The sequence below is a fragment of the Pseudanabaena sp. SR411 genome, from assembly GCF_002251945.1.
Classification (GTDB): Bacteria; Cyanobacteriota; Cyanobacteriia; order Pseudanabaenales; family Pseudanabaenaceae; genus Pseudanabaena.
Genome location: NZ_NDHW01000169.1, coordinates 1 through 25,353 on the forward strand (window position 1 = coordinate 1; position 25,353 = coordinate 25,353).

22 protein-coding genes are annotated in these 25,353 nt (G+C 43.0%); 10 read left to right on the forward strand and 12 right to left on the reverse strand.

What is annotated here, in order from left to right:
- Window positions 1-307: 307 nt before the first annotated feature.
- The 5 genes from B9G53_RS17235 to B9G53_RS27515 all read right to left on the reverse strand — a co-directional run bounded on the left by B9G53_RS17235 (window position 308) and on the right by B9G53_RS27515 (window position 3,941).
- On the reverse strand, window positions 308-1,219 hold the full coding sequence (locus B9G53_RS17235) for a type IV pilin-like G/H family protein (RefSeq protein ID WP_094534480.1): 912 nt from the start codon (window positions 1,217-1,219) through the stop codon (window positions 308-310).
- A gap of 10 nt (window positions 1,220-1,229) precedes the next feature.
- The gene (locus B9G53_RS17240; RefSeq protein ID WP_094534482.1) at window positions 1,230-1,817 is read right to left on the reverse strand and encodes a dCMP deaminase family protein; all 588 of its coding nucleotides are present in this window, start codon (window positions 1,815-1,817) and stop codon (window positions 1,230-1,232) included.
- An 87-nt stretch (window positions 1,818-1,904) separates the two neighbouring features.
- Window positions 1,905-3,086 carry an amino acid ABC transporter permease gene (locus B9G53_RS17245; protein WP_094534484.1) on the reverse strand — a complete coding sequence of 394 codons (1,182 nt, stop codon included), beginning with the start codon at window positions 3,084-3,086 and terminating at the stop codon, window positions 1,905-1,907.
- 18 nt (window positions 3,087-3,104) lie between these two features.
- On the reverse strand, window positions 3,105-3,659 hold the full coding sequence (locus B9G53_RS17250; RefSeq protein ID WP_094534486.1) for a hypothetical protein: 555 nt from the start codon (window positions 3,657-3,659) through the stop codon (window positions 3,105-3,107).
- 135 nt (window positions 3,660-3,794) lie between these two features.
- Window positions 3,795-3,941, reverse strand: a complete 147-nt coding sequence (locus tag B9G53_RS27515) for a hypothetical protein (RefSeq protein WP_176453258.1) — start codon at window positions 3,939-3,941, stop codon at window positions 3,795-3,797.
- A 186-nt stretch (window positions 3,942-4,127) separates the two neighbouring features.
- Here B9G53_RS27515 and B9G53_RS17255 point away from each other — a divergent pair, with 186 nt between their 5' ends.
- Both B9G53_RS17255 and tkt read left to right on the forward strand, forming a co-directional pair.
- The gene (locus B9G53_RS17255; RefSeq protein WP_094534488.1) at window positions 4,128-4,847 is read left to right on the forward strand and encodes an MgtC/SapB family protein; all 720 of its coding nucleotides are present in this window, start codon (window positions 4,128-4,130) and stop codon (window positions 4,845-4,847) included.
- A 200-nt stretch (window positions 4,848-5,047) separates the two neighbouring features.
- Window positions 5,048-7,051 (forward strand): transketolase, encoded by a 2,004-nt coding sequence (tkt, locus tag B9G53_RS17260; protein WP_094534490.1) that lies wholly within the window; start codon window positions 5,048-5,050, stop codon window positions 7,049-7,051.
- A 195-nt stretch (window positions 7,052-7,246) separates the two neighbouring features.
- On the opposite strand, the gene B9G53_RS17265 is transcribed toward tkt, so the two are convergent.
- The 4 genes from B9G53_RS17265 to rodA all read right to left on the reverse strand — a co-directional run bounded on the left by B9G53_RS17265 (window position 7,247) and on the right by rodA (window position 15,349).
- Window positions 7,247-10,702: an AAA-like domain-containing protein gene (locus B9G53_RS17265; RefSeq protein WP_094534492.1), complete on the reverse strand. Its 3,456-nt coding sequence runs from the start codon at window positions 10,700-10,702 to the stop codon at window positions 7,247-7,249.
- A 56-nt stretch (window positions 10,703-10,758) separates the two neighbouring features.
- Complete coding sequence (locus B9G53_RS17270; protein WP_094534494.1) at window positions 10,759-12,693, reverse strand: AAA-like domain-containing protein; 1,935 nt, start codon at window positions 12,691-12,693, stop codon at window positions 10,759-10,761.
- 381 nt (window positions 12,694-13,074) lie between these two features.
- On the reverse strand, window positions 13,075-14,019 hold the full coding sequence (gene mdh / locus B9G53_RS17275; RefSeq protein WP_094534514.1) for a malate dehydrogenase: 945 nt from the start codon (window positions 14,017-14,019) through the stop codon (window positions 13,075-13,077).
- Window positions 14,020-14,092: 73 nt separating this feature from the next.
- Window positions 14,093-15,349, reverse strand: coding sequence for a rod shape-determining protein RodA (rodA, locus tag B9G53_RS17280; protein ID WP_094534516.1), 1,257 nt, complete (start codon window positions 15,347-15,349; stop codon window positions 14,093-14,095).
- Window positions 15,350-15,600: 251 nt separating this feature from the next.
- On the opposite strand from rodA, the gene B9G53_RS17285 reads away from it, so the two are divergent.
- From B9G53_RS17285 to B9G53_RS17310, 6 genes are all read left to right on the forward strand, one after another.
- The gene (locus tag B9G53_RS17285) at window positions 15,601-15,858 is read left to right on the forward strand and encodes a DUF3107 family protein (RefSeq protein ID WP_094534518.1); all 258 of its coding nucleotides are present in this window, start codon (window positions 15,601-15,603) and stop codon (window positions 15,856-15,858) included.
- A gap of 80 nt (window positions 15,859-15,938) precedes the next feature.
- Complete coding sequence (locus B9G53_RS17290; RefSeq protein WP_094534496.1) at window positions 15,939-16,619, forward strand: energy-coupling factor ABC transporter ATP-binding protein; 681 nt, start codon at window positions 15,939-15,941, stop codon at window positions 16,617-16,619.
- Window positions 16,620-16,636: 17 nt separating this feature from the next.
- Window positions 16,637-16,837, forward strand: coding sequence for a hypothetical protein (locus B9G53_RS17295; RefSeq protein ID WP_094534498.1), 201 nt, complete (start codon window positions 16,637-16,639; stop codon window positions 16,835-16,837).
- Window positions 16,838-16,883: 46 nt separating this feature from the next.
- Window positions 16,884-18,167: a phosphopyruvate hydratase gene (eno, locus tag B9G53_RS17300; RefSeq protein WP_094534500.1), complete on the forward strand. Its 1,284-nt coding sequence runs from the start codon at window positions 16,884-16,886 to the stop codon at window positions 18,165-18,167.
- Window positions 18,168-18,445: 278 nt separating this feature from the next.
- On the forward strand, window positions 18,446-18,943 hold the full coding sequence (locus B9G53_RS17305) for a hypothetical protein (protein ID WP_094534502.1): 498 nt from the start codon (window positions 18,446-18,448) through the stop codon (window positions 18,941-18,943).
- Window positions 18,944-18,997: 54 nt separating this feature from the next.
- Window positions 18,998-20,407 carry a DUF3370 domain-containing protein gene (locus B9G53_RS17310; RefSeq protein ID WP_094534504.1) on the forward strand — a complete coding sequence of 470 codons (1,410 nt, stop codon included), beginning with the start codon at window positions 18,998-19,000 and terminating at the stop codon, window positions 20,405-20,407.
- Between the two features lie 222 nt (window positions 20,408-20,629).
- On the opposite strand, the gene B9G53_RS17315 is transcribed toward B9G53_RS17310, so the two are convergent.
- From B9G53_RS17315 to B9G53_RS17325, 3 genes are all read right to left on the reverse strand, one after another.
- Window positions 20,630-21,445 carry an anti-sigma factor gene (locus B9G53_RS17315; RefSeq protein ID WP_094534506.1) on the reverse strand — a complete coding sequence of 272 codons (816 nt, stop codon included), beginning with the start codon at window positions 21,443-21,445 and terminating at the stop codon, window positions 20,630-20,632.
- A gap of 5 nt (window positions 21,446-21,450) precedes the next feature.
- Window positions 21,451-22,017 (reverse strand): sigma-70 family RNA polymerase sigma factor, encoded by a 567-nt coding sequence (locus tag B9G53_RS17320; protein ID WP_094534508.1) that lies wholly within the window; start codon window positions 22,015-22,017, stop codon window positions 21,451-21,453.
- A 292-nt stretch (window positions 22,018-22,309) separates the two neighbouring features.
- Window positions 22,310-22,738, reverse strand: a complete 429-nt coding sequence (locus B9G53_RS17325) for a hypothetical protein (protein WP_094534510.1) — start codon at window positions 22,736-22,738, stop codon at window positions 22,310-22,312.
- A 274-nt stretch (window positions 22,739-23,012) separates the two neighbouring features.
- Here B9G53_RS17325 and B9G53_RS17330 point away from each other — a divergent pair, with 274 nt between their 5' ends.
- Both B9G53_RS17330 and B9G53_RS17335 read left to right on the forward strand, forming a co-directional pair.
- Entirely contained in the window at window positions 23,013-23,687 is a 675-nt protein-coding gene (locus tag B9G53_RS17330) for a response regulator transcription factor (RefSeq protein ID WP_094534512.1), read from the forward strand.
- Complete coding sequence (locus B9G53_RS17335; RefSeq protein WP_217901615.1) at window positions 23,656-25,179, forward strand: cell wall metabolism sensor histidine kinase WalK; 1,524 nt, start codon at window positions 23,656-23,658, stop codon at window positions 25,177-25,179. Before B9G53_RS17330 ends, B9G53_RS17335 begins: the two co-directional genes overlap by 32 nt.
- The last annotated feature ends 174 nt before the right edge of the window (window positions 25,180-25,353 follow it).

Here is a 25,353-nt window from a genome sequence, read left to right on the forward strand (position 1 = left end):
AAGGTGCTATTGACTATTTTGCACATAATTTACCTGCTATCTTGTCTTTACTTTCTTAAAATCTCTCTAGCTCTTTCTTGAAATAGCCCTGCTTTGGGAGAGGGGCTAGGGGTGGGGGGCTTAGAAACTTCCACGTAACATCAGTTATTAGATGTAGGGGTAGCGCCCTTGGGCAACCCCTGTAGAGGGATGGGGCAATCCCCCGTGCTTGCCCCATCCCTCTGCCATCGCAAAAATTCTTTCCACGTAACATTAATCCATAAACAAAAAGGAACGCTTTGCGTTCCTTTTTGTTTATGGATTGTGCCTATGGATTGATTGAAGTATAAGCATTTGGACATTTATAGCCTTCATCTTGATTTTGAGGTTTAGTTGGGATTTGTTTAGTGGGAATATTGCTTTCACACAGAAGCAATTTTGTGGCTTTTTGATTACTGTCATCACTAGCGATCGCATAGACAATTCCCGTATAAGCTTTTAATCCATCCTTCAAAGGAACCGCACTATTCTGCACTAGATTTCCCAAATTCGTAACTTTGTAACTATAGAACTCTGAATTCAGTGATAATCCCGATTTTAATTGATTGATATCTGCCGAGAATTGTCCTTGCGCTTGGAATATTTGCTGCTGCGATCGCATGATTGCCCGAATGGATGACTTACTCTCTGCCTCACGGATTAAAGCTGATGTGGCGATTAAATCAGGTGATCGCAGGATTTTGACATCACTAGGAATAGTTGTGCTATCCGAAATTTTGGTTAGCTGTTGGGGGTGGGAATCTAGTGCTGTGGGACGAGGCTGATCGGGAACAGAATTAGCTATTCTTAATTGTCCATCATTATTGATTTCATAGATCGTTTGGGTAGTGAGATCCCCAAATGTAAGATCAAGTTGCTGGGGAGTTTGGCTGAAGTTGGCTTTAAAAGTACCTGCGATCGCTGTTTTCCCTAAAGACAAATCGCTCGAAGACACATCATTAGACAGAATGTAAATATTACCGTCAATATCATTTTGAGTCTCAAAAATTGCTGTACCAGTTTTAACTCCATTTTGATTTTTAAATTCCCAAGTTCCTCCTAGTTTTTGGCTATTTGAGTCCTTGATAAGATCGCCTGTATTATTACAACCTATCAGCAATCCCATCGCAATGCATGGAGTGGTGATCGCTTTAGCGAATAACTCAGCTACAGCAGTTTTTTTGGCGATTTGAGGTTTCATTAGCTTCTCATTAAGAAAACAAACGCAATTCAGAAGTTGGGGAATTGAGAAATAAATTCGCTCTTTGTAGAACAGATGTTGAGATGTGAATTTGCTTAAGCGTTACTAATCCCTCATCTACAAAGGATTGGCACAGCGCTGCATTATTGCCTTTATTAAAAGTCGTCTCATAAAAAACTTCGCGAATACCTGCCGACACCACTAGTTTCAAACAAGAAATACATGGTTCTAAAGTGACATAAATACTCGCGCCATCGGTAGAGATCCCATGTTTTGCAGCTTGGGCGATCGCATTGGCTTCAGCATGAACAGCCCTTGAGGGAAAGTCTTTGTTCACGGTGCAATTACTCATCTCTGGATAGCAATAACCTTGGGTAGTGCAATGCACTGAGCCTGAAGGTGAGCCATTGTAGCCCGTAGCAAGTACCTGCTTATTTTTGACAATCACGGCTCCCACAGGAAAAGCCAGACAGGTCGATCGCATGGCGGCAAGTTTAGTCAACAGCATAAAGTATTCGTCCCATGTGGGGCGTTGCTGAAATGCTACATTGTCGATCAATTCGGATTCGATCAATTCAGGTTCGATCAATTCGGGCATAGGTAATCAAGAACTATTTGGTTTTAGTTATAGCGCAAAGCGTTGTAACTAAAACCAAAACTGAAAATTTTGGCAAATTAGAACTCTTCAGTTTTGCAGCTTTTTCTCTAATTTCTGACTAGCTTGAGACAGGGAGAAGCAGAACATCCAATAGATTAAAGCCACAAATAGATACACTTCGGCATAGCGACCAATAAATTCTGGTTGTGATAAGACGGTACGAGACACACCCATCAAATCGACTAGACCGACGATCGCCACTAGTGAAGTATCTTTAAATAATCCAATGAATTGACCAACAATCGCAGGTATCGAAGCTTTGAGAGCTTGAGGTAAAACAATTAAAGTAATCGTTAAGGGAATATTTAATCCCAAGGCTCTAGCGGCTTCTGCTTGCCCTTTAGGAATTGACTGCAAGCCACCACGCACATTTTCCGCAAGATAGGCGGCACTGAAAAATACAAAGGCGGCAATCGCTCTCAAAACGCGATCTATCTCTAAACCTGCGGGTAAAAATAAGGGCAGCATTACTTGCGCCATAAATAGAATGCCAATAAGCGGCAATCCCCGCACAATTTCAATATAGAAGACACAGAACCATTTAATTAAGGGCAAGGTACTCTGTCTTCCTAAAGCTAGCAAAACTCCCAATGGGAAAGAAAATACAATCCCTGAGATCGCCACGATCAAGGTTAAAACTAGCCCATTCCAAACATTCACATCCACGGCTGTTAGTCCCAGATTGCCACCAATCAGCCATAGAGAAATGGGTAAAGTTGCTACCCAAGTGATTGCCAAAATCAAAGAACTTTGGGTAAACCTTTTACATTGCTGCCCGACCAGAAATCCAAGGGCGATCGCACCACTAATTGCTAAAGTCAAAATTTTGGAGATGCCATCAACGGGTAGCAAAATTGCAAGGGCGATCGCTAACGCACCGATAGAGATTGCCACAAACCGACTAAATCTGCCCCATAGCCCCCATGAGATTCCTGCCAAAGTGCCTGCGATCGCTAAGATGCTCCACAACCGCCAAAACTCTTCAACAGGATAAAGTCCTACTAAAAATAGTCGGAAATTATTGCTGACCACTGACCATTGAGCGATCGTTGTTGTCCAAGTCCAGATACCGTTCCCCAGTTGATAAAGCAACCAAACAGAGATTAAGGTCAAAATGCTATTAAGCCAACCATTAAAGAGATTAGCTTTTAACCATTGGCTAATTCTCTGCCAGTAGCTTGGTGGGGCGATATCAGAGTTATTAATCATTGAGGCATTTTTTGCGTATTACTCAATATGTTCGCATGGATAGATCAATTGCTGTTCTGGTATAGATAAACGACTATTGTTAGAGATAACACTGCCATTGGGATAATACCAAGTTGCTCCATCTCTATTCATGCCATAGGTGACAACCTGACCATTAGAGTAGTACCAAGTTGCGCCTTGTGTACCTGCGTTATAGGTCAGTACTTGACCATTGGAATAATACCAAGATGCCCCACTTCTACCTGCGTTGTAGGTCATTATTTTGCCATTAGGATAATACCAAGATGCGCCTTCCCGTCCTGCGTTGTAGGTCATCACTTGCCCATTAGAATAGCGGAGTGTTTCTCCGTTACCTTTTTGAGCAGAGTTGCAAAATTGCCTAGCTTCGGTCAAGCGACCTGAATCACGTTTATTATTGCTATCTTCAGAAGCCTTTGAACAGGCTAACCTCGCATCACGTGCTGAACTACCTCGCGATACCATGTAATCAATACAGTCATCGACATCTGCCTGTACAGTTCCTACCCCAACCGCAAGCATAGTAATGACTAATACAGATACAAATTTGAACATGAATATTTAACCCCTATTTAACCCCTTTATACTCAGCAAGTAGCTTATTATCTATATACCCAAAAAGCAATATTTACAGTAACCCATAAAAAAAGAAAAGCCTCGCGATGCGAGGCTTTTCTTTTTTTTACTCAATTACTTTACGTCATGGGAGGCAGGATCACCATTGTAGGGTTGTGCGCCAGTGGCTGGAAAATCATCTTTGCTAGGAGTGAAAATTTTAGCGATCGCATCGCTCAGATATTCCACCATACTTCTAAATTTTTGTGCTAAACCGTTCATGACTATCACCCTCAAAGGAATATCTAGAGAACTTAATTTTTAAGATTTAGTTAGGTTTCAATGCCTAACTGTGTATATTTTAATACTTACATTGTCATCAATCTCTGATTTTAAGATGCTGTAACAATTGTTTTGATTTCGATATATTCTAATTTCGTTAGTGAGCAAAGGGATAAAAAGTAAAGTATGCCCCTAGCAGATTTTGTGATTCGCTTAATCGCGGCTTTCTTTCTAGGATCGATTTTGGGATTAGAACGTCAATGGCGACAGCGCATTGCAGGGCTACAAACCAATGCCACCAATACCTTAGTCTCAACGGGAGCCTGTCTATTTGTTCTGATTGCGGTCATGACTCCCAGCGATTCTAGCCCCACAAGGATCACGGCCCAGATTGTTTCAGGGATTGGATTCTTAGGTGGTGGTGTGATTCTGCGAGACGGACTAACAGTGAGAGGGTTAAATACAGCAGCGACCTTATGGTGTGCGGCCGCGATTGGCGCTTTGACTGGAGCAGGATTTATGGGAGAAGCCTTTGCGGGAACTCTAACAATTGTGCTTGCTAACTTAATGTCACGCTCATCAGCGTATCAAAATCATATATATGCTGAGGTAGACAAAAATCCTAAAGAAAATTCTAAAACCTATTATCTCTGTCAGCTCACCTGCAATGTGAACAGTGAAGCATCTATGCGTATGCTGCTCCTACAATCTGTTAACAACTCTCAACTGAGTCTAAGATCTTTATCCAGCAATCTTTTAGAAGAAAATCTTAGTCTAGTTAACATTAAAGCTGAAATATTAAGTGAAGGACGCAATGACAACTTAATAGAAAAAATAATCGGTCAGTTGATTTTAGAGTTAGGAGTATTTTCCGTTAATTGGCATATCCGTGAAGAAGAGTTTTGATAAGTTTTAGCCAAAAATAATATGGAGATCAAGACTAATAGTCTTGATCTCCATATTATTTTTGAGAGAGATAAATATTTGACCCAAATATTTAATCTGCGTCAGAAGATACCAAATCTTAAAATTTATTATTATATGGGACAGTTTTGAGGGAAAATGTACCTGATTGAGTACAAAAATTTTCTTAAGCAATTGTAACTATGGTCGCTGCACCCTCGAAACCTCAAACTCTTGAGACACTCTGCATTAACTCCATCCGCTTTTTATCGATCGATGCGGTCGAAAAGGCAAAATCTGGTCACCCCGGTCTGCCGATGGGCGCAGCACCAATGGCTTTTGTGCTGTTCGATCAGTTTTTAAAATTCAATCCTAAAAATCCTAAGTGGGTCGATCGCGATCGCTTTGTCCTCTCGGCAGGACATGGCTGTATGTTGCAATACTCCTTGCTGCACCTCACAGGCTATGACAGCGTAAAGATTGAAGATATCAAGCAATTCCGTCAATGGGGTAGCTCGACTCCTGGGCATCCTGAAAACTTTGAAACTGCAGGTGTAGAAGTTACCACTGGGCCTCTTGGTCAAGGTGTTGGTAATGCCGTTGGTTTAGCGATCGCTGAAGCACATTTGGGCGCACGCTTCAACAAACCTGGTCACACCATCGTTGATCACTATACCTACGTCATCCTCGGCGATGGTTGCAACATGGAAGGGATTGCCTCAGAGGCTGCTTCCTTAGGTGGTCACCTCAAGCTCGGCAAGCTGATCATGATGTATGACAGCAACAGCATTTCTATCGATGGCAGCACCGATTTAGCTTTCACTGAAGATGTCGGCAAGCGCTACGAAGCTTATGGCTGGCATGTCACCTATGTGGCTGATGGTAACGAAGATCTCGATGCGATCGCTAAAGCAATTGCTGAATCTAAGGCTGTCACCGACAAGCCTAGCTTGATCGTTGTTACTACAACCATTGGTTACGGTTCACCTAAGAAAGCTGGTACTTCTGGCGTTCACGGTGCAGCTCTTGGTGGCGATGAAGTCGCGGCAACTCGCGCTAACCTCGGTTGGGAATATGAACCCTTTGAAGTTCCTGCTGATGCACTTACTCGTTTTCGTCAAGCGATCGACAAGGGTGCTAAAGCTGAAGCTGAATGGAATGAACGCTTTGCTGCCTATGAAAAAGCTTATCCTGCGGAAGCAGCTGAATACAAACGGATCATGGCTGGCGAACTTCCTGAAGGTTGGGAAAAAGCCCTTGAGCCAGTCGCTGAAAAAGAAACTTCAACTCGGTTGCTTTCAGAAGCTTGCTTGAACGCATTGTCTCCTGTACTTCCTGAATTCTTGGGCGGTTCGGCTGACTTGGCTCACTCCAACATGACCTATGTTAAAGGGCTAGCTGACTTCCAATATGGTTCTTACGAAGGTCGTAACTTCCGCTTTGGTGTGCGTGAGCATGGCATGGGCGCAATCCTCAATGGTATGGCACTACATGGCGGCACAATCCCCTATGGTGCAACCTTCCTTGTATTTGCTGACTATATGCGTGGTGCGATGCGTCTCTCGGCTCTTGCAGAAATCGGCGCACTATACATCCTCACCCATGACTCCGTAATGCTTGGTGAAGATGGACCTACTCACCAACCTGTGGAAACGATCGCCTCTTTGCGCGTAATTCCTAACTCTTTAACTCTGCGTCCTGCCGATGCTAAAGAAACTGTAGCGGCTTACCAAGTGGCGATCGCTAACCGTAAGCGTCCTAGCTTCCTAGCATTTACTCGTCAGAATGTGAAGAACCTTGCTGGTACTTCCATCGAAGGCGCGAAGAAGGGTGGTTACATCGTCGTTGATGCTCCTAATCCTGAATTGATCATCATGGCTACTGGTTCTGAACTTGAGCTAGCAACCAAAGCCGCCGCCATTCTTGCTGGTGAAGGTAAGGCTGTACGTGTTGTGTCTTTCCTCTCTCAAGAACTCTTCAATGAGCAATCCGATGAGTACAAAGAATCTGTACTTCCTGCTGCTGTCAAGAAGCGTGTCAGTGTTGAAGCTGGTAGCACCTTTGGCTGGCATAAGTATGTCGGGTTTGAAGGCGCGGTCATCGGTATGGATACCTTCGGTGCTTCGGCTCCTGGTCCAGTTGTTTATGAAAAGTTTGGCTTCACCGTTGATAACGTGGTTGCAACTGCACGTAAGGTTCTCGGTTAATCCTAATTCCCGAAAGTGTGGCTACACTTTCGGGAATTAAAAACCAAACCCAGTAAGGGTTTTAAAAACATAAAATGGCTATGCCATTTTATGTTTTGGTATAAGGACTCTTTTTTGTGGCAAAGCGAAGTCTCGCCACAAAAAAATCGATTTAAAGTCTGCACTTTGTGCAGACTTTAAATCGATTTTTTTGTTTCAAAGATCATGGGTTTCCAAATAGTCTTGAATCCAGGTGTTGCCCAATTCCATCAGATGCGCCAAATTAAAGTCCCATAAAATGACCTTACCATTGACACTGGCTGAGGCAATCGTTTCGCCATCAGGACTGAAGCAAACACTTCTCACTGGCGATTGATGTCCTTGGAGAGTTAAGAGTTCCTTACCATCAAGACTCCATATCTTAACTGTGCGATCGCTACTGCCCGACGCTAAGGCATTACCATCGGGACTAAAACAAACACTTCTAACTTCAGCGTTATGTTCGTTTAGAGTTCTTAGCAACTTACCGTCAAGGTTCCAGAACTTAATGCTGCCATCTTTACTGCTACTCGCAACGGTCTGACTGTCTGGACTAAAGCAAACACTATAAACTTCCCCCGTATGTCCACTCAAAGTTTGTAATAATGTTCCATCCCAATGCCATATTTTCACTGTTTTATCTTGGCTGGCTGTCGCTAGCATATTGCCATCAGGACTAAAACAAACTTGATATACGGCGTTAGCATGACCGATTAATGTATGGATCCATTCCCCCTCTTTACTCCATAACTTGACTGTGCAATCAGCACTAGCCGAAGCAAATAGTTCTCCATCACTACGGTAAGCCATACTATAGATTGATGCTTCGTGTTCGTTATATATGCTTTTAAATAGGTTCCCTTGAGCATTCCAAATTTTGATGGCGCGATCGCTACTACCTGATACTAAAAATCGATTGTCTGGACTAAAACAAACACTATTTACACTCTCTTTATGCCCTTCAAGAGATGTAATCAATTTAGTATTAGCTAGCCAAATTTTGATGGTAAAGTCACTACTTGCTGAGGCAATAAACTGGTTGTCAGCACTAAAAGCAAGGCAGTTCACCTCATCTTTATGCCCAACTAAATAGGTTAGTGAGTTACCATTAGTCCGCCAAAATTTGAGCATGGTATCTTGACTACCCGTGATCATCGTACTGCCATTGGCGTTAAAGCTAATACTATGAACACCACCTTTATGTCCATATAAAGTTTTTAATATATTGCCTTTTAGATCCCAAATTCTAACCGTGCGATCGCTACTAACTGATGCGAGGGATTTACCACTAGGATGGAAGCGTACGCCCAAAACTTTATCAGTATGTCCTTCCAAGGTAGCGAGCAAATTTCCTTCCATATTCCAGAGATTAACAGTCCGACCACGGGTTGCGGAAGCAATAATCCGACCTGATGGAGAGATATCAATATCTTCGATAAAACTATCATGGTCTTTAAAAGTTTTGATCGGAGTGCCGTTGATATTCCAGACAATTAATGTGCGATCGGCACTACCCGTGATAATCCGCTCACCATCGGGGCTGAAACAAAGACAAGTTATCCATTTATGATGTCCCCCAGTAAAGGTGTTAAATGGAGTACCATCATTGCGCCATAATCGAACTTTGGCATCTTCACCACAGGATGCAAATATGGCATCAGTAGGACTAAACCTCACGGCTAAGACTGGCGCTTGATGATCCTTCAAGATTTGGATCGGTTGGTCAATATACAATTTTGTATATCGATCCATTTTCCAGAGTCTAAGCGTACCGTCACGGCTAGCCGACACTAGATATTGTCCAGTATTACTAAAACTCAGACTAGTAACCCAATTCGCATGTCCACTTAGAGTTTGTTTGAGGTGACCCTTAGTATCCCAAATTTTAATGGTGCGATCGCTGCTGCCTGACGCGATCAGATGGTCGTTTGCTTGAATTGCAATACAGGTAACAATATCCAGATGCCCTGCAAGGTGATTATATTCACGGACATTGTAAACGGCTTGGTGAAGGGCGCTCAGTCCATGCATACGAAGACTTGCTCTTTCGCCTGTAGCTGCTTCTAATACCTGTAACTGTTTGCCCGCTTGCATGGACTCGATCAGCGCTTCAAATTGCTGATTGAGGATAAATGTTGCCTTTGCCGAAGCACTTTTGAGAACAACTTCAGCCTGCATTAAACTCGCCTGCAACTTCTGCTGCATTTCCACCAAGCGAATCTTTGCTTCCTGCTCTGCATCTAAGGTTTTCTCTAATCGTCGTTTAGCTGCTGATAGAATCTGATTTGCCTCAGCTTGAGCAAAGAGAGCCACTTCCACTTCCCGCTTTTCTAGTTCTTGACTTGCCGAAAAGAATTGGTAGTCATGATTGCTTAAATTTTTATCTGCTGACCATGCCAAAGCATCTTGTAAAGCTTGTCCACGTAACAATCGTGAATCATCTTGATAGTCCGAATCCATCCAAGCTTTGAATGCTTCACCATAGGGGCGTAAATTTGCGAGGGCTTGGTTTACCCAGTTTTGATTAAAAATTGCAGCATAAATGGGGTTGTAGACCCTCAGTCTTCCTTCTCGTTTAACAACTAGCCCTGTAATTCTTAGCTCGGTTTGTTCAGGACTATCATCGGCAATAATTCCACATTCAAGCTTGTGTAAAGATGGCTCAGATTTCAAAATTTGCTGGTATAAGCCGAGCAATTTACCTTGACGATTTTCACTGCTCCAAAGAATGCGATCACGAATTGTTTTAAAGTGTTCAGGTTGATCCTGTATTTCCCAGTTTTCAACTAGGCGCGATCGCACTAAATTATTCACCCATACAAGTTCATGATTGAGAGGAATCGCCTCGGAAGAGGTCAAAATGATTTGACAAAGTTTTTGGGTGAGAAATGGTTGTCCACCCGTATAGGCTAGAATCGCTTTGAGAACAGCAACGGGATTTTGCGATTTTGTTAATAAGCCGCGCATCAGGGGTTTTGCTTCTTTTAACTGAAAGCCCCTGAGTTCGATCGCGCGACCAATGTTAAACGGAGTACGTTGTTTATCGCGGATTAGATCCGCAGGTGTCGCCACTCCAAATAACGCAAAGGTCAAGCGATTATAGGCAATGCGATCGGCGCGACGATTAAATAATTCTCGAATCAGGGCAAAGAAATCATCAACAGCAAAATTTAAACTGAGAATACTATCAATTTCATCCACAAATAGAATTATGGGTGAAGATATTTTTTTGAGTAATCCTTCATCAAGAAACTTCCCAAATCGCTGCACTGGAGATAGTAATCGGTTCCGTTCCCACCACTCTTCCAAATCAAAGGAATCATACAAATCTAAACTACTGATAATGCTATCAATTAGCCCCGCATACCACTGCTCTGGCGTAATATCAGATGTACCGATCGCCGTAATATCGATCGCGGCACAGGTGAAGTTTTCTTCTTGCAGTCGTTTCATGGTGCGAACTCGCAAGCTCGACTTACCCATCTGCCGTGAATTAAGAACGTAACAAAATTCACCGTCTTTCAAACTTTCATAGAGATCATTATCAGCTTGCCGTGCTACATAGGTAGGTGCATCAACAGATAGACTGCCACCAACCTGATATAGATAATTTGTAGTTCTTTCGGCAAGCATCGTTCACCTTACGCAAAATATAAAACTCAGAAGAAGAAGGTTGAAAATATCTTCTTCTAGGGTTTGCCCGTAGTTTGTCGAAAATTTTGTTGAAAATATTGATAATACAATTTACACATAGGAATCACCTGATTTCCCACTAGCTTTACTAAACCAATACTTCGCAACTTAAAGGCTATTTGGCTATCTAACTGCAATGGGCGAGCGCTTGCCACCAATTCTCTGTATGCTTCAAGCAGTTCAGGATCTTCTTTTAAGTAGCCAAGTTGACGACGAAGATGATCGCCATAAATCCCTTCTTCGGTGGGGGCTAGTTGTAACAAATTTTCCCAATTTATGCGCCCTCTTGCTATTTGATATAGAGCTTGCCTAACTAGATAGGGATGACCACCAGTGAGTATTAGCAATTGTTTTACCTGCTCCTGTTGCCAATCTAGGTGATGTCTCTGGACTAAATCAGTAATTTGTGACAGGTTCAATTCAGGTAATTCGATCGGTAATCCGACATTAAACGGGGACTGATTGATATTCAAAGGAATATAGACTTCCTTAGAATGAACAATCACTAATCTTAACTTTTTCCAAACATCTTCATTCTTTGCCTTCTCATGCCAAGCTCTTAGCAAACCAAAAAAGTCCGAGGCAATTTTAGGATATTGAAAGATTAAATCTACTTCATCTAGCCCCAAGACTAAAGGAGATTCCTTCGCTGTGAGTAAATAACGCTGAAAATATTTAGTGCATTTGTTTTTGCTGCCTAAAACTCCTTGCCAATACTGATCTAAATTGTCCTCTAGATCTAGTTCTGATGCAATACTGGCGCAAAACCATTGCAGAAACAAATCTAGATCATCAAATATATCGCTATCCGCTTGCTGAAAGTATAGATGTGCAACTTGATATCCCTTATATTTGGCATAGGCTAGAGTACGTGATAGTAAAGAAGACTTTCCCATTTGTCGAGGAGCTTTAATCCGAATTAGTGATCCCGCCCGCAGCATGGTTTCCAGACAGTCCTTTTCAATTGGAGGTCGCTGAATGTAAAAACGAGAACCTAATTCTATTTGCCCCTCAGGTTCTTCTAGTTGAAGTTGTTGTTTTGGTGGAGGGCTAGAAATAGTTGTTGCTGCCTTGGCATTGCGAAGAAGATTATCTAAAGCTAACAGAGCCTCTGTCGCATCATGATATCTTTGGCGATAGTCATACCGCACCATTTTGTCAATGATGGCTGCTAGCCCTGAATTCATTTTAATGTTGACCTGAGCACCCGCTAAGGCACAACTATATTCATTGGTTTGCTGATCCTTGGGCAATTCTCTAAAGGAAAGCCCTGTGAAAGCCTGTAGGCACATTATCCCTAGTGCATAGACATCACTACAAAATTTTGGCTGACCTGCTAATTGCTCATTTGGCATATACACTAATGAGCCAACCACAACACTACGAGTCTGGTTTTCATCTTGCATAAAGTGTTCTAAAGAATCTGGGTTCAGCGCTTTGACTGCACCAAAGTCAATTAGGACGATTTTGCGATCGCTGCGACGACGGATCAAGTTAGCAGGTTTAATATCTCGATGAATCACTTGGCAGCTATGGACAAAAGCGAGAACTTGCAAAATATCGTACAAACTAGAAATCAATTTTGCTTGTTGCCATTGTTTTCCCTCACCAATCTCAGACTCCAAGGTTTGACCTTCGATAAACTCCTGCACTAGATAAAATTCACCATTTTGCTCAAAGTGAGCGAACAGCCTTGGAATCTGATCGTGAATTCCCAAGTCATGCAAAGTCTTTGCTTCACTCTCAAATAGTCGTTTGGCGATCGCTAGTTCTTGAGGTTTAAGCAATTGAAGTTTGAGCTGCTTAACAACGCAAGTAGGCTGATTTGGCAGTTGTAAATCCCGTGCTAAAAATGTCTGCCCAAAACCACCACCACCCAGCGGTTTTACAATTTGATATCTGCCTGCAAGAATTGCTTCAGCATTGGTCATGGTGGTCGAGATGAAATTAAATTTTAAGTAGCATTTCTCTACATGATACAGCGATCGTTAATTCATGAAAACTTCTTTAGTTATAAAGTTAAAATCCAAAAACAAAGTTTTGGTGCAAAGCGCCAAAACTTTGTTTTTGGATTTTATGTACTGACTTAATTAGCGATAGTGATTAGTTAAATTTTTGTGCAAAATAAATTACCCAAACCCGTAAAATTGCGCTCCTACGGAGCGCAATTTTACGGGTTTGGGTTAGTAATTAATTATGCCTATTTACTACTTAGGAATGAAAATTAATTAACTTGTGCAATTAAAACCAAAATTTGTTGTGGCGGGCGAAGCCCGCCACAACAAATTTTGGTTTTAATTAATTTTCATTCCTTATAAGAGCTTGATATTTTCTTGGATAGATGATGCTGATGCATGGAGAGCAGCAAGTTCATCGCCTGTAAGTTGAAGTTCAATTACTTTTTCCACACCTTGTCGCCCTAACTGCACGGGTACACCCATGAATATATCCTTTAATCCATATTCACCAGTAAGATGAGCCGCCGCAGGAAAAATTCGATGCCGATCGCTAATAATTCCTTCCACCATTACATAGGCGGCGGCTGATGGCGCAAAATAGGCACTTCCATTTTGGAGTAGCTTGACAATTTCGGCTCCACCATTGCGAGTTCGCTCTACGAGTCTAGCGATCGCTTCCTCTGACAATAGTTCTGTAATTGGGATACCATTTACCGTCGATAGTCGTGGTAAGGGAAGCATCAAATCCCCATGTCCACCCAAAACAGTGGTGTATATATCCGCAGTGGAAATCCCTAATTCCATGGCAATAAAAGTTTGAAATCTGGCGGCATCTAAAACTCCTGCCATCCCAATTACCCTTTGTGGCGGTAAACCACTTACTTGCCATGCGAGATAGGTCATCACATCTAGAGGGTTGGTGATAATGAGCAAAATTGCATGGGGAGATAGAGCGATCGCCTTCTGCACCACATCCTTGATAATTGATGCATTAATTCTGAGGAGATCATTGCGACTCATCCCCTCTTTGCGTGGCAAGCCTGCGGTGATCACGATCACATCCGAGTCTTTGGTGTCGTTATAGTCGTTAGTGCCGATAATTTGGCGATCGTGATTGGAAATCGTATGGGCTTGGGCAAGATCGAGGGCAATTCCCTGTGGTTTTCCTTGGACAATATCGCATAACACCACATCCGCCAAATTTTGTTTGGCAATACGCTGTGCGAGCATACCGCCGACATTGCCCGCACCGATAACGGTGACTTTAGGCGATCGATAATCTTGTATTTGTGTCGGCATAATCATCCAAATTTTTTATAGCTATCATAAACCCTAAAAATTAAAGGAGGCGCTAAGCGCCTCCTTTAATTTTTTAAAACTTGATTGTGCGTCGATGGGCTGCTACAGACTCCACCAAACCGATCGCCATAAAATTAGCAATTAGGGCTGAGCGCCCATAGCTGAGCCAAGGCAAAGGAATTCCTGTGACGGGTGCAACATTAATATTCATGCCGATATTGACAAAGGTTTGAAATAAGATGAAAGAAAATACTCCGATCGCCAAAAGCGAACCAAAGTTATCGCGTGCATTTACCGCAACCACCAACAAGCGCCAACAAACTCCCAAAAACAACAACAAAACACAGAGACAACCAGCAAAGCCAAACTCTTCACCGATCGCCGAAAAAATGAAGTCAGTATGTTGTTCAGGAATAAAATTTAACTGCGTTTGTGTACCCTTGAGCCATCCCTGACCTAAGAGTTGACCAGCACCGATCGCAATTTTGGACTGGATGACGTGATAGCCAGCACCGAGAGGATCTTGATTCGGATCGATAAATAGCAATAGGCGCTTTTTTTGATAATCATGGAGAATATTCCACAATAAAATCCCTGCTTGTCCAGACACCAAATTGACCACCACCGCAATCACCGTGCTGACAATCCGAAACCAAGGTAATGATACCCACGCTGCTACACCCATCAGGATTACCCAAACAATCCAAGCGGGTAAATAAAGTGAAAATAGCATTGCCGATATAATTGGCGAAAATATGAGTACCAGCCACCCCAGACTTGCACCAGCCCAATAGAGCATCCCAATCGTAATCGCAGCAAAGACCAAAGACGTACCAAGGTTCGGTTGTAAAAAAATTAATACCCAAGGCGGTACGGTCACCCAAGCTACTTTAAAAGCATCGATTGGATTCTGGATCGGGCGATCGTGCATCACCGCAGCTAGGGAAATAATAATACCGACCTTGGCAAATTCTGAAGGCTGAATATTAAACCCACCGATCGTAATCCAGCGTTCTGCACCAAGCGCCGTTGTCCCAATAATCATTACCAAAACCAGAGAGATATTGGTAATTGCATAGGTGACCCAGTGCAACCTCAATAGTTGATCATAATGAAAACGGGCGATCGCAAACATGGCAACCAGCCCCACCGCTCCTGTTACCCAATGCTGCCACCATTCGGTGCGCTGAGCACGAAAGTCTGAACTATAAATGGCAACGCCACCGAGAATCATCAATAGGATTGGGAAAATTAGTAGTAAAGGGTCGGCATCACGCCACTCCCGTTTAATATTTTCCCAGTTGGGTAGTTCTAAACCTTTTACGATCATAAGTGCAGCTAATTCAGCGAGGTACTTACTGATTACTTTTGAGGGAAAAGTAAATTTTAAATATTGTGTCAATTCTTATTATGAAACTAATTTAAGGATTTTCACCACAGACGGCTGTGAAAATCCTTACAGCAATTAATGGCATACTGAAGGTAATAAACAGGTATGCAAATCACTAATGCATCTGCGCTAAACCTTGTAACGACTCTATCTACCTTTCATTTCTAGGCAGGACAACCGAATCAATGCTGATGTATACAGTTGAAATCACCCTCAAAAATAATCCGATCGCTTTGTCTGTACAGCGCAAGGAGCAAGAAAATGCTGAGGCGCTTTATCGTGAAATCGCTAATGCGATCGCTGACGGTAACACCAAAATCTTGGAATTAACCTGCGAAAAACAAGAAGGCAAAAAAGTCTCGGTACTGACTAGCGAAATCTCGGCTGTGCAGGTTTCTGAGAAGTCAGGGGCTTCTGCGAATATGGGTGCAGGCTTTATCCGTGGCTAATCCTTAGAGTTGCGCCCCTGCGGGGCGCAACTCTAAGGGTTTGAGTAATTTTTTGTACAAGTACATACCTGCTATTAACAATGCCCACCGATCAATCTGTAACCACCGCCATCAGTGTTCGCGATCTTAGCTTTGCATGGGCTTCAGGCGAAACCGTCCTCGATCGCTGCGCCTTATCTGTGCCAAAAGGGGAATTTTGGATGCTGTTGGGTACTAACGGCAGTGGCAAATCGACTTTGCTTAGACTCCTAGCAGGGTTGCTCAAACCAAGTTCTGGCGATATTGAGATTGTTTCTCGTATTGGTTTTGTATTTCAAAATCCCGATCATCAATTAGTAATGCCAACGGTCGGTGCGGATATTGCCTTTGGCTTAGCATCCGAAAACCTTTCCTACATAGAAACTTTGCATCGAGTCAAAGAATCCCTGAGCGCGGTTAATCTGGAGCAAATGCTCCGCCGCCCCATTTATGCTCTCAGTGGTGGTCAAAAGCAACGGGTGGCGATCGCGGGGGCGATCGCACGTCATGCGGAAGTTTTATTACTAGACGAACCCACTGCCTTATTAGATGGCGAAAACCAAACCGATCTAGTTGCCTCAGTGCGCGAATTAGTTAAACAAAAAAATCTCACGGCTCTATGGGTTACGCATCGATTAAATGAGTTGGATTATGCTGATGGCGCATTTTTATTAGAGCGTGGCAAAGTTATTGATCAAGGCGATCCCATGCGTTTAAAACAAGTATTGATAGAACGCAGTTAGAGTTATCCAAGAATAGAATGGCTGCGCTTCGCGCAGCCATTCTATTCTTGGATTTTGATTTTGTCCTAACACAAGCGACAGCAGCTATAAAAACCAAAAGAGAGTTGCCCCGCAACTCTCTTTTGGTTTGGAGCTATAAAGAACATCAAAAAGTGAATTTTGTCAATTTTTTTGATGAAGACCTAACATTTGAGAAATGGGACAACGCAAAACTGTAAGATTGTTGCGACTAGCTTTACTTAATCATCAAAGGAATTGCTTAAAGTGACTAAAGGCACAGAAATCATTGCGATCGCAGCACGAGAAATCCTCGATTCGCGTGGCAAACCAACCGTTGAAGCGGAAGTTAAATTAGCAAATGGAGCAGTCGGTCTTGCTCAAGTCCCCAGTGGCGCATCTACAGGTAGTTTTGAAGCCCATGAGTTGCGGGATGGAGATAAAAAACGCTACGGCGGTAAAGGGGTTTTGATCGCAGTTCGCAACATTACTGAAAAGCTACTACCCGAATTGAAAGGAGTAGATGCCCTCAATCAAGAACTTGTTGATCGGATCATGATCAAACGGGATGGCACGCCCAACAAATCTGAAATTGGCGCAAATGCCATCTTGGCAGTTTCTCTTGCGACAGCCAAAGCGGCTTCCGCCGCGATCGGGCAACCCCTATATCGCTATCTAGGCTCACCCCTGTCGAATGTTCTTCCAGTCCCCATGATGAACGTTATCAACGGTGGCGCTCATGCAGATAACAACGTTGATATCCAAGAATTCATGATCGTGCCTGTAGGCGCACCAACTTTTAAAGAAGCATTGCGCTACGGTGCAGAAGTATTCGCAGCGCTTAGCTCGATCCTCCATGAAAAAGGCTTGTCAACTGCTGTGGGTGATGAAGGTGGATTTGCTCCTAACCTTGAATCTAACCAAGCGGCTCTAGAGTTGCTGATCGACGCAATCACCAAAGCAGGTTACAAACCAGGTGAGCAAGTTGCTTTGGCGCTAGACGTAGCCTCTAATGAGCTATTCAAAGATGGCAACTATGTGATCGACGGCAAGTCTCTCACTCCTCAAGAGTTTGTCAACTATTACGAAGGTCTAATCTCCAAATATCCCATCGTCTCAATCGAAGATGGACTAGAGGAAGATCAATGGGCTAGCTGGAAAGCTATGACCGATCAACTCACCAATACTCAGTTGGTGGGTGATGATTTGTTTGTAACCAACAAGACCCGCCTAGAGCGTGGTATTCGTGAGGGTTGTGCTAGTGCAATTTTGATTAAACTCAATCAAATTGGTAGTTTAACCGAGACGTTAGAAGCGATCGCCACTGCTGATAAGAATGGTTATCGCTCGGTGATCAGCCATCGTTCTGGCGAAACCGAAGACACTACCATCGCCGATCTTGCTGTCGCTACTCGCGCAGGGCAAATCAAAACAGGTTCTTTATGCCGTAGTGAGCGCGTTGCTAAGTACAACCGTTTGCTGAGGATTGAAGCAGAACTTGGCAGTCAAGCTGTGTATGCTGGTGCTGTTGGTTTAGGTCCTTCTCGCTAAGCCATCGTAATACCAAAGCTCAAAACGGCTAAGTCATTTTGTGCTTTGAAAACCCTTCAAAACCAAACCAAAAGATTTTTTGAAAGTGTTGCTTTGCAACACTTTCAAAAAATCTTTTGGTTTGAGCGCAAATAATACCAATTCACGAAAGTGTAGCCACACTTTCGTGATTTAAAAACCAAATCCAGTAAGGGTTTTAAAACCACAAAATAGCTACGCCATTTTGTGGTTTGGTATAAACTGGTCGCACAAAAAATAAAAGTAAAAGCAACGAAAGTATGGAAGAACAGCAAAGTTTTCTTTACGAATATACTAAATTTTGCTTAGAGCAAGCTCAACATGGAGTCGATACGCTAGGGACAAAACTCTCAGGGGTTATGGAAATTAGTGCATTGCTCTTACTGGGTTTGCGGGTTACTTCCACCTTTCAAATCTATGTCAAACCCGATCAGGAAAACCTATACTTTATCTATTTGAGTCTCAAACTTTCAGCATGTGTGGCTCTAGCGATCGCGATCGCCTTTGCCGTTTTGGGACTATATCCTCGCAAAGTCTCAGCCACAGGGCTTTCTCCTGAAGTGTTGATGCAAAAAAATGAAAGATTGCAAACTGCAATTACCACCACATGGATGCAGCAAATTGAGGATTTACAAACCTATAAGGCTGAACGCACAGTTTTTTTGCGAAAAGCGATGATCTCACAAGGAATTGGCATTGCGATCGCCTCTCTTGCCACTACTGATGCTTTTATGATGGCAATTACTGCTGGACGCTAGTTATAATCGCGATTATTAGATAAACTTGCTTCAATCTTTGGATGCTACAAGCCTATGTTGACAGCTTTTTTAATGTCGTTATTAACTCCGATTACACCAGTTTTGTCTCCGCCAAACTCCGTAAACAGCCCTACTGTCACTAATAAAGTTGCTCAAGCTACCAGCCAACGCCAAATTGTTCTAGATCGTCAAGAAATGCGCCCGCTTATGGGTCAACTTGACGATGTACCAATGTTTAATAGCAACAGTCCTGAGATTGTGCAAACAGAAGGAATTCTGCTGTCAGCTTTTCCACCTGAAGGAATGGCGCATCCTAAAGCACATTTAAACTTTCCCTTTCAAGGACGCTTCGATTTATTTACGCACCATATTTCCAAAGCCCCACCACCAGAAGACTTAAGGACTTTGTATATTGGCGCGATCGCCTATAATCCCACCGATCAACCTGTAAAGATCGATATATTGCAAGGAGCCAGCTATCTCAGTCAGCCCGATGCCCCCTTCTACGATGCACCTAACTACTCCTTAAATAACAATGGCGAAGTGTATCGTGGACCTGGCGATCGCGCCATGCTCGATATTTTGCGCGGTCGTCGTCAGGATATTTTCCCTGCTCAGATTGTGATTCCACCAAAGGAAAGCCGCATGTTAATGAATGTGCCGATTCCTGTAAAGGAATTAGAGCCACCCTTAAATGGGCGATCAGGATTATCGAGGTTACGCAGTGATGGCAAAGTTTATGTGGCGACGCTGGCCCTCTATGCGCGTCTTAATGCGGATGGAACTGAACGCGCTCCTAATCTTGCAGAATGGGAAGAGATTCTCAAAAAAGGAGAATTAGCTAAACCTCGCGATGTCGTGCCTACGCCACCTGATTTGACGGAAGGAAGATTTGAGTATAGCCGTGTGGCTGGTGTGCAGATGGGTTCCCAATGGTTTGGGAATTTGACCGATCAAGATAGCAATGATCTAGCCATTCCCAAACGTGGCGAATCCTATTCCTACGGGTTGAGTCTATTGCAATATGGCACGATGGGAACCAACCAAGTACAAACTGCTCCTCTAAAGGTTCGCTATCCTGACACAGCCCATTCTGCTCACGGTAATTATGGCGTGCAGTACAATTTGACAATGCCTCTGCATAACCCCACCAGTGAAACCCAAACTGTCGTTCTCTCATTCCAAAATCCGATCAAATACGATAAGCCCGTTGGTGGGTTGCAATTTTTTGAACCACTCCCTGATGATGTATTTTTTCGTGGTTCGGTAAGAGTGAGATTTCGCGATGATAGGGGCTTGGCACAAACGCGCTATGTACATCTGATGATGCGTCGTGGTGAGCGTGGTAAGTCTTTGGTGACCTTAACTATGCCACCAAGCGATCGCCGTGTTGTTCAGTTTGACTTTCTCTATCCTGCGGATGCTACACCTCCGCAAGTGTTGACTGTAACGACTACGCCTTAAAATTGCGATCGTTTAGAATGTTCTCAAATTTTTATAATTATCAAGTGATACTTTGCTGTTAAGTATAGCAAAGTAAGAGATAGCTAGGACAAATCAAAACCCAAAAGATGAGTGGCGGCGCGAAGCGCCGCCACTCATCTTTTGGGTTTTATGTTCTAAGCAAAACTTACATTGCTATATCACTTGATAAATCTGTTTGCATATCCTGAGCAATATAAGTAGCTAAACTTCCCCTTTCATTACCATTTCCCCAGTTGGTTCGGGCATATCTTTGTTTGGCTCAATCGTAATAATTAATGTCGTAGACTGCTTAAGAGCGCTACCTAATGGCACTTTCATAAAGACTTTACCTTGTTCATCAGGACGGAACTGAGCGCAATCAACCTTTTTGCCATCAACGATCGCCCAAAGTCGATAACTATTTTCTTGGGGAATTTGCCTCAGATTCTGAATGCTGATCATCGCAGTTTTTTCTGTAGGCGCAATCATCACACTTCCAGTTGCCGCAGGAATTGCTCCCATGCCTTTAAGAGAGATCATCCGATTGTCCGCACCTTGCAACATAGCAATGGTTTGGCGATGTTTTTGTAACTCTATTTGATTAGTCGCAATTTGTTGGCGCATTTGGTAATTGTCAAACCCAAGGGTAATTAGAGCGATCGCCCCAATACTACTTAAACCAATTGTGGCTAATTTCCAAAGATTTTTGCGACGAGGCGATCGCTTGGTTGATGCTAAAGGAGCGATTACAGAATCTATAGATGAATCTAAAGGCTCTGCTAATAGAGACTCAACATTAGTTGGAATAACTGCCGCCGCAATGCGATCGCGTAGGCTACTCGCTGGATGCGTTTCACTTAAGCCAAGTGGAAGCATCGCTAATGTTTCTTGTAAATGATCAATTTCTGTAACTATTTCAGGATGCTCCGCAATCAGTTGATGCATCTCGGTTACTTCTTCAGGTTCGAGATCCCCTAAAACATATCCTGCTAATAATTCTTCCCATTCACGGGGATATTTATTTTGTGGTGTTGTCATAATAATCACTCCAAAGCATCCTGCAAACTTTCTCTCAATCGAATCAATCCACTTCTCGCCCAAGACTTTACCGTTCCCAAAGGAGTATCTAGAGCTTTAGCAATTTCAGTTTGGCTGAGTCCATCAAAATATGCCATTTCTAATACTTGGCGATGTTTCTCAGGCAACTTGGCTAGGGCTAATTTTACTTTTTCTGAACGTTCAGTAAGTGACGCATTTTCCATGAGTGATGAGTTTCTGATGTCATGTTCTGAAGAAATGCTCTGTTCCCATTTTTGGAGATGCTGTTGTTGCGATCGCGTTTTACGGATACGATCAATTGCTCGCGATCGGGTCAAGACTGACAAAAAAGTGGTGATCGAACCTCGCTTACTGTCGTAGGTACTATTCCGACTGAGCAAAATAAATATCTCTTGGGTCAGATCTTCCGCTTCTTGGGGGCTACCTAAGATCCTTAATGATAAGCGATAGACCAACTCACCATAGCGATCGTAGAAGATGCCAAAAGCTTGACTGTTTCCCGATCGCCAAGCTTGCAGTATTTCTACATCGGGTTGCTCGGAGAGTTTCATAGCGAGAGTAAATAAGCATCGTTACTATATATACGCATCTTAAGCTTGAACGGATGAGTAATCAACCCAAAAATCAAAGTCAGCGCAAAGCGCTGACTTTGATTTACTCATGTTACGTGGAAGGAATTTCTAAGGTGTCCGAGGTTTGTTGCTGGCAATGGAATACAGACTCTACAGGGCTAAAATTATGCAGTAGGGGCAACCCGTGGTTACCCTGCTTTGCTCCATTAATTTTTTGTGCTGTAGATCTTTTAGATAAAAAAGGAAGAGGCGCTATAGCACCTCTTCCTTTTTAGTTTGAGCGTAACTTCTCTAGTTCTGAACGCAATCCTGCTAGCTGTTCTGTAAGTTCTTTTATCTCATCACGCATACTTGCCTTTACTGATTGATTAGACTGCTCAGACATACTATCCGTTGCATTGTCCTCAACAGTTTTAGCCGTTGTGGTGACAGTAGTTAAACCTGCCGATTCCGAAGTAGTGGTAGATGAGCCGTTTACCTGTTGCGCGATAAACTTGTCTACATAGCTACGAGCCTCAGCCTCAGTCGTTACACCCTTTTCAGCAAGCTCTTGAGTAATCTCATCAAAACTGCGACCAAATCTTCTGAGATTTTCTTCGCGTTTGGTGGGGTCTTGGATTACCTCAAGTAATGATGATGTTGCACCGAGGGTGACATAGTAGCCTCGTTGAAAAAGCTTTTCTAAGTCGATGGTATCCATAAAACTCCTGCGAATGTGTAGTTTTGTTATATTCTAGCCGATCTATTTAGCATGAGTTTACAAAGGAAAGAAAGAGACTAGCTCTTTCTTTCCTTTGTATTCGTAATACCAATTGACAAAAGTGTGGTCACACTTTTGTCAATTAAAAACCAAACCCAGTAAGGGTTTTAAAAACACAAAATGGCATAGCTATTTTGTGTTTTGGTGTAAGGATAGGCGGCGCAAAGCACCGCCCATCCTTACCTATTCAGTCCTTTGTAAGCAAAATATATTTGTGAAAATTTTGTTGGTTGAAGATGACGATCGCATTGCCGCAGCCCTCACTGAGGCTCTAACCGATTGTCATTATGTGGTCGATGTGGCGATCGATGGGGAGATTGGCTGGGAGTTTGTGCAAGCATTTCCCTATGAGCTTTTGGTTTTGGATGTGATGTTACCCCAACTCGATGGGATTAGTCTTTGCCAAAGGGTGCGTCAAAAGGGTTATACGATGCCGATTTTGATGCTGACGGCGCGAGATACTAGTAACGATAAGGTGATGAGTTTAGATGTGGGGGCTGATGACTATGTGGTAAAGCCCTTTGATTTGAAAGAATTATTGGCAAGGATTAGAGCGCTATTACGGCGGGGTAGTTCCAGCATTACGATGTTGTTGGAATGGGAGCAATTACAACTTAATCCGAATACCTATGAAGTCACCTATGCAGGGAGATTATTGCATCTAACTCCCAAGGAATATCGACTTCTAGAATTGCTATTGCGCCATAGCGATCGCACCTTTAGCAAAGCCGAAATTCTGGAGCATTTATGGTCATTCGCAGAACCGCCTAACGAAGAAACTGTTAAAGTGCATATCAGAAGCTTGCGTCAAAAACTGAAACAAGCAGAGGCAAAAGTAGATTTAATCGAGACGATTTATGGGTTGGGATATCGGCTCAAGCATTTTTAAAATGGGTAAGCGCTGGATTAAACATCCATTTCATGCATTGCATTTGCGCTTGCTAGTAAGTTACTTGGGCGTAATGTCTACGGTTTTGGGGATTACGATCATCTTTGTTTATCAGTATTTGGCGAACAATCTCTACAGCAAATTTGATCGCCAAATTGCCACCCTTGCTAATGCTGCTTCCCACAGTTTACCGAAGCTGAAATCTAATCCAAATTTAGTGCAGAATCTAGTTCAAAGCGATCGCATCTTTGATAATGACGGTGATCTGGATATTCCTTGGCAAGATCTGCAACAGAGCCAACAAACTGTCGAGTGGTTTGATGTGGATGGAAAGTTGTTGGCAAAGGCAGGTAGTCAAAAATTACCAAGTCTACCTTTTGAGCCGATCGCTCAAGCTTCACAAGTCGCCAAGGTTCAACAATTAGAAAAACATCACGATCTGCGATCGCTAATTGTTCCTATTTATCTTGAAGGTTCTCTATCAGAGACGATATTTTCTGAATTTGCCGAAAAATACCATAAGAAGCATTCTAAAGAAAATGACAAGGAGCAAAAGAAAGACTCTGAAGATCATGACAAAGATAAACAAGAAGATTCAGCAAAATATTTGGTGATACCTACTTCAGAAAAAGTATTAATTGGTTATGTGCGCGTCAGTGAATCTAGTGAAGAACTTGAAGAAGAATTGGAAAGATTACTATGGGGATTAGGTTGGGGTGGATTACTGGCGATCGCCCTTAGTGGCGCTGGTGGTTGGTGGCTAGCATGGCAAGCCTTACAACCAATTGAGCGCAATTATGAACAGATGCGGCAGTTTACCGCCGATGCTTCCCATGAGTTACGCAGTCCATTAACCGCGATTAAGACCTCCGTAGATGTGATCCAGAGTCATCCTGAGCGCATTCATCAAGCAGATGTTAAAAAATTGTCCGCGATCGCCCAAGCAACGGAGCAGATGACCCATTTAGTTGAGGATTTGTTGTTTTTGGCTAGAGTTGATAACGCAAATCTAGAAAATTCTGGTGATCGCACCGCCAATCTATTACTCATTCCCCTTGATGAATTATTAGAAGATTTACTGGAATTTCTGGAACCACAAATAATTGCCAAAGAGATGAATTTGCAAGTTAGTCTTGAGGTGATCGCTATTCGTGGTGAAGCTTCGCAATTACGGCGACTGTTTATTAATTTGCTCGAAAATGCGATCGCCTACACCCCCAGCGGCGGCAAAATCACAGTTGATTTACAGCAACGCGATCGCTTGGTGAGCGTTGCCATTACCGACACAGGCTTAGGCATTACCCCTGAAGATTTACTGCATATTTTTGAGCGCTTTTGGCGAGCAGATCGGGCGCGAACTTGGCGGGCTGGTGGATCTGGTTTGGGATTAGCCATTGCTAAGGCGATCGCTCAAAGTCATGGCGGCAATATTACAGTTAGCAGTCAGATTGGTATGGGTAGTTGTTTCAGTGTGAAATTTTCGGTCAATTAATTTATGCTCTATTTCGCAGCAAATTAGCCAAGAACTCAAGTTCTTGGCTAAAAGCTCAAGTCCACTGAAGTGGACTACAGAATACTTTCAATTAACCCGTTTCAACGGGTTTTAGCTTTTAGCCCGCACTTGAGTGCAGGGCTACTTATACCAAAACGCAAAATGGCTACGCCA

Excerpts from the sequence above, each read along its gene's own strand:
- B9G53_RS17245 (WP_094534484.1), bottom strand. The coding sequence starts at position 3,086 with ATGATTAATAACTCTGATATCGCCCCACCAAGCTACTGGCAGAGAATT.
- B9G53_RS17315 (WP_094534506.1), bottom strand. The coding sequence starts at position 21,445 with ATGACAACACCACAAAATAAATATCCCCGTGAATGGGAAGAATTATTA.
- B9G53_RS17240 (WP_094534482.1), bottom strand. The coding sequence starts at position 1,817 with ATGCCCGAATTGATCGAACCTGAATTGATCGAATCCGAATTGATCGAC.
- B9G53_RS17255 (WP_094534488.1), top strand. The coding sequence starts at position 4,128 with ATGCCCCTAGCAGATTTTGTGATTCGCTTAATCGCGGCTTTCTTTCTA.
- tkt (WP_094534490.1), top strand. The coding sequence starts at position 5,048 with ATGGTCGCTGCACCCTCGAAACCTCAAACTCTTGAGACACTCTGCATT.
- B9G53_RS17270 (WP_094534494.1), bottom strand. The coding sequence starts at position 12,693 with ATGACCAATGCTGAAGCAATTCTTGCAGGCAGATATCAAATTGTAAAA.
- B9G53_RS17285 (WP_094534518.1), top strand. The coding sequence starts at position 15,601 with ATGTATACAGTTGAAATCACCCTCAAAAATAATCCGATCGCTTTGTCT.
- B9G53_RS17305 (WP_094534502.1), top strand. The coding sequence starts at position 18,446 with ATGGAAGAACAGCAAAGTTTTCTTTACGAATATACTAAATTTTGCTTA.
- B9G53_RS27515 (WP_176453258.1), bottom strand. The coding sequence starts at position 3,941 with ATGAACGGTTTAGCACAAAAATTTAGAAGTATGGTGGAATATCTGAGC.
- B9G53_RS17310 (WP_094534504.1), top strand. The coding sequence starts at position 18,998 with ATGTTGACAGCTTTTTTAATGTCGTTATTAACTCCGATTACACCAGTT.
- B9G53_RS17295 (WP_094534498.1), top strand. The coding sequence starts at position 16,637 with ATGGCTGCGCTTCGCGCAGCCATTCTATTCTTGGATTTTGATTTTGTC.
- B9G53_RS17265 (WP_094534492.1), bottom strand. The coding sequence starts at position 10,702 with ATGCTTGCCGAAAGAACTACAAATTATCTATATCAGGTTGGTGGCAGT.
- B9G53_RS17235 (WP_094534480.1), bottom strand. The coding sequence starts at position 1,219 with ATGAAACCTCAAATCGCCAAAAAAACTGCTGTAGCTGAGTTATTCGCT.
- rodA (WP_094534516.1), bottom strand. The coding sequence starts at position 15,349 with ATGATCGTAAAAGGTTTAGAACTACCCAACTGGGAAAATATTAAACGG.
- B9G53_RS17290 (WP_094534496.1), top strand. The coding sequence starts at position 15,939 with ATGCCCACCGATCAATCTGTAACCACCGCCATCAGTGTTCGCGATCTT.
- mdh (WP_094534514.1), bottom strand. The coding sequence starts at position 14,019 with ATGCCGACACAAATACAAGATTATCGATCGCCTAAAGTCACCGTTATC.
- B9G53_RS17325 (WP_094534510.1), bottom strand. The coding sequence starts at position 22,738 with ATGGATACCATCGACTTAGAAAAGCTTTTTCAACGAGGCTACTATGTC.
- B9G53_RS17320 (WP_094534508.1), bottom strand. The coding sequence starts at position 22,017 with ATGAAACTCTCCGAGCAACCCGATGTAGAAATACTGCAAGCTTGGCGA.
- B9G53_RS17250 (WP_094534486.1), bottom strand. The coding sequence starts at position 3,659 with ATGTTCAAATTTGTATCTGTATTAGTCATTACTATGCTTGCGGTTGGG.
- B9G53_RS17335 (WP_217901615.1), top strand. The coding sequence starts at position 23,656 with ATGGGTTGGGATATCGGCTCAAGCATTTTTAAAATGGGTAAGCGCTGG.